The following is an 8,141-nucleotide window of genomic DNA, read 5'->3' as shown; positions in this document are numbered from 1 at the left end:
AGTGAGGGATTCACTTTGACCTGGATAACAAGGTCAGACGAATCGATGAGTTAGACAAATCTATGGAGGAGCCGGGATTCTGGGATAACGCAGAGCGCTCTGCAAAGCTCGTGCAGGAAGCCAAGAATCTCAAGGACACCGTAGAACTTTATCATGGGCTGGAACAGCAGTATGAGGATATCCAGGTCATGATTGAGATGGGAAATGAGGAGAATGATGCATCCGTGATTCCGGAGATTGAGGAGATGCTTGCCGAGCTTGAGCACAACCTCGAGAAGCTCCGCATGGAGACCCTGCTTTCCGGCGAGTATGATCGCTACAATGCGATCCTGCGCCTGAATGCCGGTGCGGGTGGAACCGAGTCCTGTGACTGGTGTGGGATGCTCTACCGCATGTACTGTCGTTGGGCAGACAAGATGGGCTTCAAGACTGAAGTTCTCGACTATCTCGACGGCGATGAGGCAGGAATCAAGTCGGTGACGATTCAGATCAACGGAGAGAATGCGTTTGGATATTTGAAGTCCGAGCGAGGTGTGCACCGTCTTGTGCGCATCTCCCCGTTCAATGCGGCAGGCAAGCGTCAGACCTCGTTTGTTTCCTGTGATGTGATGCCGGATATCGAGGAGGATCTCGATGTCGATATCAATCCGGATGATCTGCGAATCGATACCTATCGTTCGAGCGGTGCCGGTGGTCAGCACATCAATAAGACGTCTTCTGCAATCCGTATCACGCATCTTCCGACAGGAATCGTGGTACAGTGCCAGAATGAGCGTTCCCAGTTCCAGAACAAGGACAAGGCGATGCAGATGCTGAAGGCAAAGCTGTATATGCTCAAACAGCAGGAGAATGCGGAGAAACTCTCTGATATTCGAGGCGAGGTCATGGAGAACGGCTGGGGAAGCCAGATCCGTTCCTATGTACTTCAGCCGTACACGATGGTCAAGGACCTGCGTACCGGTGAGGAGACCGGAAATGTGAGTGCGGTTCTCGATGGAGAGCTTGATCCGTTTATCAGTGCATACCTGCGCTGGTTGAGCCTGGGATGTCCGGATCGAAGAACGGCTTCCGAGGACTAAGAAGATTAAAACGATAATACGAATGGATCGGAATGTAACGGAAAAACAGGGTGCATGTTATAAAATGCTTGCATCCTGTTTCTTTTTGTGCTAATATCTTCCACATGAGCACAAGTGTGCTTGTTACACGAACAAACGACGGAGGAAATCAGAGATGGCAGAAGAAAAGAGCAAGTATTTTGTGGTAAAGCAGAAAGCGGTGCCAGAAGTACTGTTGAAGGTTGTGGAGGCGAAAAGGCTTCTCGAATCGGAACGGGCGCTGACGGTACAGGATGCCACAGAGCGGGTCGGTTTGAGCCGTAGCTCTTTTTACAAGTACAAGGATGATATTTTTCCGTTCTATGACAACACAAAGGGAAAAACAGTCACATTTGTGGTTCAGATGGATGATGAGCAGGGACTCCTCTCCGATCTGCTCCACATTGTAGCAGTTTATAAGGCGAACATTCTTACGATTCACCAGAGTATTCCCGTCAACGGCGTGGCGACGCTGACTCTGTCTGTCGAGGTTAAATCCAACACCGGAAATGTGTCGAAGATGGTGGAAGAGATTGAAGAACAGCAGGGCATTCATTACGTTAAGATTCTGGCCAGAGAATAAGCGGGCTGGGAAAACCAGAGAAAAGTGAGGAAGAGACAATGATACAGGTAGCAATCATGGGTTATGGCACAATCGGTTCCGGTGTTGCGGAGGTTCTTGAGCAGAACAGAGAGAAGATTGCAGAGGCAGTCGGTGAGGAAGTTGCATTAAAGTATGTATTGGATCTGAGAGATTTTCCGGACAGCCCGGTTGCAGACAAGATCATCCATGATTTCAAGGTGATTGAGGAAGATCCGGAGGTCAGCATCGTAGTGGAGACGATGGGAGGTCTCAATCCGTCTTATCCGTTCGTAAAGGCATGTCTGCTTGCGGGAAAAAATGTGACGACTTCCAACAAGGCACTTGTCGCAGCTTACGGTACTGAGCTTCTCGAGATCGCACGCGAGAAATCCGTAAACTTCATGTTTGAGGCGAGTGTGGGAGGCGGTATTCCGATCATCCGCCCTCTGTATCGTTGTCTGAATGGAGAGAAGATTGAGGAGATCACCGGAATCTTAAACGGCACGACGAATTATATCCTGACGAAGATGGACAAGTGTGGAGCAACGTTTGAGTCTGCTCTCAAAGAGGCACAGGATCTTGGCTATGCAGAGCGCAATCCGGAGGCAGATGTGGAGGGTCATGATACCTGCCGTAAGATCGCAATCCTGACGGCTATGGCAACCGGTCATGAGGTCAACTACGAGGACATCTACACCGAGGGAATCACGAAGATCACGGATGTGGATTTCCGCTATGCAGAGAAGATGGGCGCTTCCGTGAAGCTGTTTGGAACGAGCCAGATTGACGGCGATAAGGTGCATGCATGGGTGGCACCGGTGATGATCGGAAAGGATCATCCGCTGTATATGGTCAGCGATGTATTTAATGGAATTCTCGTCGAGGGCAATATGCTCGGAACTTCGATGTACTACGGAAGTGGTGCAGGAAAGCTCCCGACTGCAAGTGCCGTTGTCGCAGATATCATTGAGGAAGCACAGAATCTGAAGAGCAATGTTCGTCTTGGCTGGGATGCAAAGCGTCTTGAGATTGAGCCGATGCTTTCTTCTCGTCATCGCTACTTTGTTCGTGTCGCAGGTACGCTTGCAGACAAGGAGAAGACGGTTGAGGAGGCATTCGGAGAGGTTGAGAAGATTGTTCTCGACGGAACCGGAGAGTTCGCATTTGTGACGGAGGAGATGCCGGAGGCTACGTTTATGGCGAAGAAGGCAGAGTTAGAGGCAGAGGTGCTTCAGTTTATCCGCGCGAGAATCTAAAAAGTCGCGGTTTACGGTTGCGCCAGCGAGATAAGTTCCGCAAACGCGTTCGCACTCCGGGTTCGACGTAACGGTGCATAAGGTCGCAAAACACGCGACCTAAACACCGACGTCTCACACGGGTTTGCGAAATCTTTCTCGCTTCTGCAACCTGTGTACGACCGACTCTGTGTACGGCGTAGCTGGACATGAGATAGAGTAAGTTCAAATTTGCACATTTTCAATTTTTTCAAAAAAGACACCGACATATTCTCTGTAATAAATTCAGGGAAAATGCCGGTGTTTTTTGTTGCCTTGATATAACAAAAATTTAATAGATTTTCTGAGTTTGGGTGAAACGTTCCCGACAGATTTTCTGATTAAGAAATGTGGGGAAAATTGTTCCTGAATAAATCTTGTCAGGTGGTTGGAAGCGGGAGTGCCTGCTCAATCAGATCGCGGTAGGTCTGAATCATTTCTTTGATCTCTGCCGAGGAAGCGGGATCGTCGAGCAGATCCATGATCCAGATATACTCTTTAAAAATTACAAAACTGCTGATGATGCAGAGGACTCCGAGAATGATTCCGGCGATTGCGGAGCCGTGCAGGGAACCGCTGTTTTTTGAAACGTAGGCGAGAATCAGTGCGGAGGAGCCGAAAATCAGCTGAATCGGTGGGTAGAAAAATGAAAAAATGCCGAGGATTCCGCAGAGCAGGCTGGTTGTGGCACATATATGAAATGCAGATTTTGATGATTCAGATGGTGTCATGAAATAAAATACCTTTCTTATGTGTTCTTGATTATTTAGTAAAAATAGTATCGCCATTGTAACACAAAAAGAAATCAACCTCAAGGGTCGACTTGAATCTGAATCTGATATGAGGTACAATATTCTACGGAATTTTCTGATCAGAAAATTCCACAAAATACAAGAAAAATATTTAAAATGAGAATAGAATATCAGATAGGACATATAAGAGCATATGGATATCATAAAGGTTTTGCAGGAAGAATTGCAAATTGGATATAAGCAGGCGGAGGCAGCGGTGCGCCTGATTGATGAGGGAAACACGATTCCGTTTATTGCCCGTTACCGCAAGGAAGTGACGGGATCTTTAAATGATGAGGTGTTGAGAAATCTTGATGAGCGTCTCAAATATCTGCGCGGTCTTGAGGAGAAGAAGGAGCAAGTGCTTGCGACGATTCAGGAGCAGGGAAAGCTGACGTCGGAGCTTGAGGCGAAGATTCGCTCTGCTCAGACGATGGTTGCGGTTGAGGATCTCTATTTGCCGTATCGCCCGAAGCGCAGAACAAGAGCGATGATTGCGAAGGAGAGGGGCTTAGAACCGCTTGCCAATCTGATTCTTCTTCAGAAGACGGACGAGGATCTGCAAAAAGTGGCTCAGAAGTATGTTGCACCGGAAAAGGAAGTGCCGGATGTTCAGACCGCGCTTGACGGGGCGAGAGACATCATTGCGGAGCATATTTCCGATCAGGCAGATTACAGGGCCTGGATTCGCCGTGCGACGACGGAAAAGGGTCTGATTGTCTCAACTGCAAAGGATGAGAAGCAGGAATCGGTGTATGAGATGTATTATGCGTATCAGGAGCCGATCAGGAAGTGTGCGGGTCATCGTGTGCTTGCGCTCAACCGCGGAGAGAAGGAAAAGATTCTGAGTGTCCGGATTGAAGCGCCGGAGGATGAGATTCTGGCTTATCTTAAACGTCAGGTGATTCACGGGAAGAATCCGAATCCGTATACGAGTCCGATCCTTCAGGAGGCAGTGGAAGACAGTTATGCGCGTCTGATTGCACCGGCGATTGAGAGAGAGATTCGCGCAGGCTTGACAGAGCAGGCGGAGGCAGGGGCGATTCATGTCTTTGGAAAAAATCTGCAGCAGCTTCTGATGCAACCTCCGATTGCGGGAAAAGTGGTTCTCGGCTGGGACCCGGCATTTAGAACCGGATGTAAGCTCGCTGTCGTTGATCCGACGGGAAAAGTGCTCGACACGACGGTGATTTTCCCGACTGCTCCGCAGAATAAGGTTGAGGAATCGAAAAAGGTACTGAAAGAGTTGATTCGCAAGTATGGAATTTCTTTGATTTCGGTCGGAAATGGAACTGCATCGAGAGAGTCGGAGAAAATCATTGTGGAGTTGTTGAAGGAGATTCCGGAGAAGGTTTCGTATGTAATTGTCAACGAGGCGGGAGCTTCGGTTTACTCTGCGAGCAAGTTGGCGACCGAGGAATTTCCGAATTTCGATGTCGGGCAGAGAAGTGCAGCCTCGATTGCAAGACGCCTTCAGGACCCGCTTGCGGAGCTTGTGAAGATTGATCCGGCATCGATCGGAGTCGGACAGTATCAGCACGATATGAACCAGAAGACGTTAGGCACAGCACTTGGAGGTGTCGTGGAGGATTGTGTAAACCGCGTCGGTGTGGATCTGAATACGGCTTCCGCTCCGCTTCTCGGATATATTTCCGGAATCACGAAGACAATCGCGAAGAACATTGTGGATTACCGCGAGGAAAACGGTGCATTTACGGAGAGAAAACAGCTTCTGAAAGTGGCAAAACTCGGACCGAAGGCGTATGAGCAGTGCGCGGGCTTTCTGCGAATCAATGGAGGGAAAAATCCGCTTGATGCGACTTCTGTACATCCGGAGAGTTATGGACCGGCTCAGAAATTGCTTGAAAAGCTGGGATATGGAGTGGAGGATCTTGCAAAGGGTGGAATTTCTGGTCTGAATAAGAAGATTTCCGGTTATGGAAAGCTGGCAGGGGAGCTTGGCATCGGAGAGGTAACTCTGCGAGATATTGTGAAGGAATTAGAGAAGCCGGGCAGAGATCCGCGAGAGGAGATGCCAAAACCGATTTTGAGAACCGATGTGATGGAGATGAAGGACTTGAAGCCGGGGATGATTCTTCAGGGAACGGTGCGAAATGTCATTGATTTTGGTGCGTTTGTGGATATCGGTGTTCATCAGGACGGTCTCGTTCATATTTCTCAAATTACGGATCGCTATATCCGCCACCCGCTCGAGGCAGTCAGTGTCGGGGATATTGTGGAAGTGAAGGTTCTGAGTGTGGATCTCGCAAAAAAGAGAATTTCCCTGACGATGAAGACGAAAGAAAAGTGAGAGACTGCATGTTCAGAATCAAAAGGATGCAGAAAAAGTAGAATAAAAGTAAGATAAGAGAGAAAACCGGCAAAATGCAGGCTGATCGAAAAGATGAGCAGAAGCAGGCAGGGATAAACAGAGAAGAAAAATATAAAGAGAAATTATAGAAGAGAGATATAGAAGCGCGATAGAAGGGATAGACAGAGATGGAAAAAATCGAGAAGATAACAAACGGACCGGAAGAAACCTATGCATTTGGTTTCGAGATGGGACGGAATGCACAGCCGGGACAGATTTATTGTCTGGACGGAGATTTGGGGGTCGGAAAAACCGTCTTTACTCAGGGATTTGCAAAAGGTCTCGGAATTGAGGGACCGGTAAACAGCCCGACCTTTACGATTGTACAGCAGTATGAGGACGGAAGACTTCCGCTCTATCATTTTGATGTATACCGGATCGGGGATGTGAGCGAGATGGATGAGATCGGTTACGAGGACTGTTTTTACGGAGAGGGAGTCTGCCTGATTGAGTGGGCTCAGCTCGTGCCGGAGATCTTACCGGACAATGTGATTCACATTCAGATCGAGAAAGATCTCGAACAGGGCTTTGATTACCGAAAGATCACGGTTTCTTAGATGATAATTGCCCGGTTTGAAAGGTTGAACGATAGAAGAAAAGTGATAAAAAAGTGATAAAAAAGCGATATTGAAAAATGAGAGGATTTGATGATGAAAATTTTGGGAATTGAGAGTTCATCTCTCGTTGCATCAGTGGCAGTTGTCACGGACGAGGTCGTGACAGCGGAGTACACCGTCAATTTTAAGAAGACACATTCGCAGACCCTGCTTCCGATGATTGATGAGGTGTGTCGGATGATTGAGCTTGATTTGAGTGAGATCGATGCGATTGCGGTTTCGGGCGGTCCGGGATCGTTTACGGGACTCAGAATCGGGTCTGCGACAGCAAAGGGACTCGGTCTTGCACTGAAGAAGCCGTTGATCCATGTGCCGACTCTCGATGCAATGGCATACAATCTCTATGGCACATCTGCACTGATCTGTCCGATGATGGATGCGCGTCGCAATCAGGTTTATACCGGAGTTTATCGGTTTGAACAGGAATTTGAGACGGTGATGGAGCCGTGCATGATGGATACGAGAGAGCTTGCGAGAGAGCTGAACAAGTACGGGGAGCGCGTGATTCTGCTCGGGGATGGTGTTCCGGTCAACGCACAGATTTTAAAAGAAAATCTGGAGGTTCCATTCTCCTTTGCACCGGCTCAGTGTTCCAGACAGAGAGGCGCGAGCGTTGCCGTGCTTGGAGCTGTCTATTTTACAGAGGGAAAGACCGAGACGGCGATGGAGCACAAGCCGGATTATCTGCGCAAGGCACAGGCAGAGCGAGAGCTTGAGGAGGCAAAGCGTCAGGGCAAGGTTGCAGAGCTCGCAGCGGGTCATTCGGTTGGCGATGGAAGTCAGAGAGAGGGCAAGGCATGATTCGCCTGATGGAGGAGGCAGATCTCGAGGCAGTGGCAGAGCTTGAGCGGATCTGTTTTTCTGAAAACTGGTCGTATAAACTTCTCGAATCTGGGCTTTACAGCGCCTATGACACCTACTATGTGTTCGCCCAGGACGGACAGATTCTCGGATACTGCAATCTTCGGATTCTCGCCGGGGAGGGCGAGGTGCAGAGAATCGCGGTAAGACCGGAATTTCGCAAAAAGGGAATTGCAGGACAGCTGATGAAGAGCATGATGGAAAAATCTGCATTTGAGCAGGTGAGCGCCATCAGCCTGGAAGTTCGGGAGAGCAACGCACCGGCGCGCCATCTCTATGAGTCGTGGGGATTTCAGGCGGAAGCTGTGAGAAAGGGATATTACCATAATCCGACCGAGGATGCGTTGATCATGTGGAAACGGATGGATAATGCCGATCCTGTTTGTGTAACTGCCCGAAACGACGGGAATTGACATCAATTCCCACTTAAAAACTGAGAGTTTTGTGTTTATAATGCAGGGGTAGCCCAGATGTGGGCTACCCCTTTTTGTGTGAGTGCGCCCGGCGGCGCACGTTTCTAACCGGTGCAAGTCCGGAATCCGCCCGG

7 protein-coding genes and 1 pseudogene are annotated in these 8,141 nt (G+C 49.0%); 7 read left to right on the top strand and 1 reads right to left on the bottom strand.

Annotated features, from left to right (window positions below):
* Positions 1–17: 17 nt before the first annotated feature.
* The 3 genes and pseudogenes from prfB to AC4EVX_RS12470 form a co-directional block, all read left to right on the top strand.
* Positions 18–1,079, top strand: a pseudogene (prfB, locus tag AC4EVX_RS12480) (peptide chain release factor 2); the annotation flags it as partial.
* Positions 1,080–1,233: 154 nt separating this feature from the next.
* Positions 1,234–1,680, top strand: a complete 447-nt coding sequence (locus tag AC4EVX_RS12475; RefSeq protein ID WP_177978350.1) for an ACT domain-containing protein — start codon at positions 1,234–1,236, stop codon at positions 1,678–1,680.
* A gap of 38 nt (positions 1,681–1,718) precedes the next feature.
* Entirely contained in the window at positions 1,719–2,936 is a 1,218-nt protein-coding gene (locus AC4EVX_RS12470; protein ID WP_490160315.1) for a homoserine dehydrogenase, read from the top strand.
* A 398-nt stretch (positions 2,937–3,334) separates the two neighbouring features.
* Here the strand turns inward: AC4EVX_RS12470 and AC4EVX_RS12465 are convergent, their stop codons facing one another.
* The gene (locus tag AC4EVX_RS12465) at positions 3,335–3,685 is read right to left on the bottom strand and encodes a DUF4190 domain-containing protein (RefSeq protein WP_308451542.1); all 351 of its coding nucleotides are present in this window, start codon (positions 3,683–3,685) and stop codon (positions 3,335–3,337) included.
* Positions 3,686–3,899: 214 nt separating this feature from the next.
* Here AC4EVX_RS12465 and AC4EVX_RS12460 point away from each other — a divergent pair, with 214 nt between their 5' ends.
* The 4 genes from AC4EVX_RS12460 (at position 3,900) to rimI (ending at position 8,007) form a co-directional block, all read left to right on the top strand.
* Positions 3,900–6,056 carry a helix-hairpin-helix domain-containing protein gene (locus AC4EVX_RS12460; protein ID WP_177978353.1) on the top strand — a complete coding sequence of 719 codons (2,157 nt, stop codon included), beginning with the start codon at positions 3,900–3,902 and terminating at the stop codon, positions 6,054–6,056.
* A gap of 188 nt (positions 6,057–6,244) precedes the next feature.
* Positions 6,245–6,673: a tRNA (adenosine(37)-N6)-threonylcarbamoyltransferase complex ATPase subunit type 1 TsaE gene (tsaE, locus tag AC4EVX_RS12455; protein ID WP_177978354.1), complete on the top strand. Its 429-nt coding sequence runs from the start codon at positions 6,245–6,247 to the stop codon at positions 6,671–6,673.
* Positions 6,674–6,766: 93 nt separating this feature from the next.
* Positions 6,767–7,534, top strand: a complete 768-nt coding sequence (tsaB, locus tag AC4EVX_RS12450; protein WP_308452138.1) for a tRNA (adenosine(37)-N6)-threonylcarbamoyltransferase complex dimerization subunit type 1 TsaB — start codon at positions 6,767–6,769, stop codon at positions 7,532–7,534.
* A complete protein-coding gene (gene rimI, locus AC4EVX_RS12445; RefSeq protein WP_490160314.1) occupies positions 7,531–8,007 on the top strand; it encodes a ribosomal protein S18-alanine N-acetyltransferase in 477 nt (158 codons plus the stop codon). Before tsaB ends, rimI begins: the two co-directional genes overlap by 4 nt.
* The last annotated feature ends 134 nt before the right edge of the window (positions 8,008–8,141 follow it).

The organism is Brotaphodocola sp. (genome assembly GCF_983179755.1).
The sequence above is the reverse complement of the archived record's forward strand: the minus strand, read 5'-3'. Positions and strand labels throughout refer to the sequence as shown.

Bases quoted from the DNA above. Each gene is read 5' to 3' on its own strand.
- AC4EVX_RS12470 (WP_490160315.1), top strand. From the start codon at position 1,719: ATGATACAGGTAGCAATCATGGGTTATGGCACAATCGGTTCCGGTGTT.
- tsaB (WP_308452138.1), top strand. From the start codon at position 6,767: ATGAAAATTTTGGGAATTGAGAGTTCATCTCTCGTTGCATCAGTGGCA.
- rimI (WP_490160314.1), top strand. From the start codon at position 7,531: ATGATTCGCCTGATGGAGGAGGCAGATCTCGAGGCAGTGGCAGAGCTT.
- tsaE (WP_177978354.1), top strand. From the start codon at position 6,245: ATGGAAAAAATCGAGAAGATAACAAACGGACCGGAAGAAACCTATGCA.
- AC4EVX_RS12460 (WP_177978353.1), top strand. From the start codon at position 3,900: ATGGATATCATAAAGGTTTTGCAGGAAGAATTGCAAATTGGATATAAG.
- AC4EVX_RS12465 (WP_308451542.1), bottom strand. From the start codon at position 3,685: ATGACACCATCTGAATCATCAAAATCTGCATTTCATATATGTGCCACA.
- AC4EVX_RS12475 (WP_177978350.1), top strand. From the start codon at position 1,234: ATGGCAGAAGAAAAGAGCAAGTATTTTGTGGTAAAGCAGAAAGCGGTG.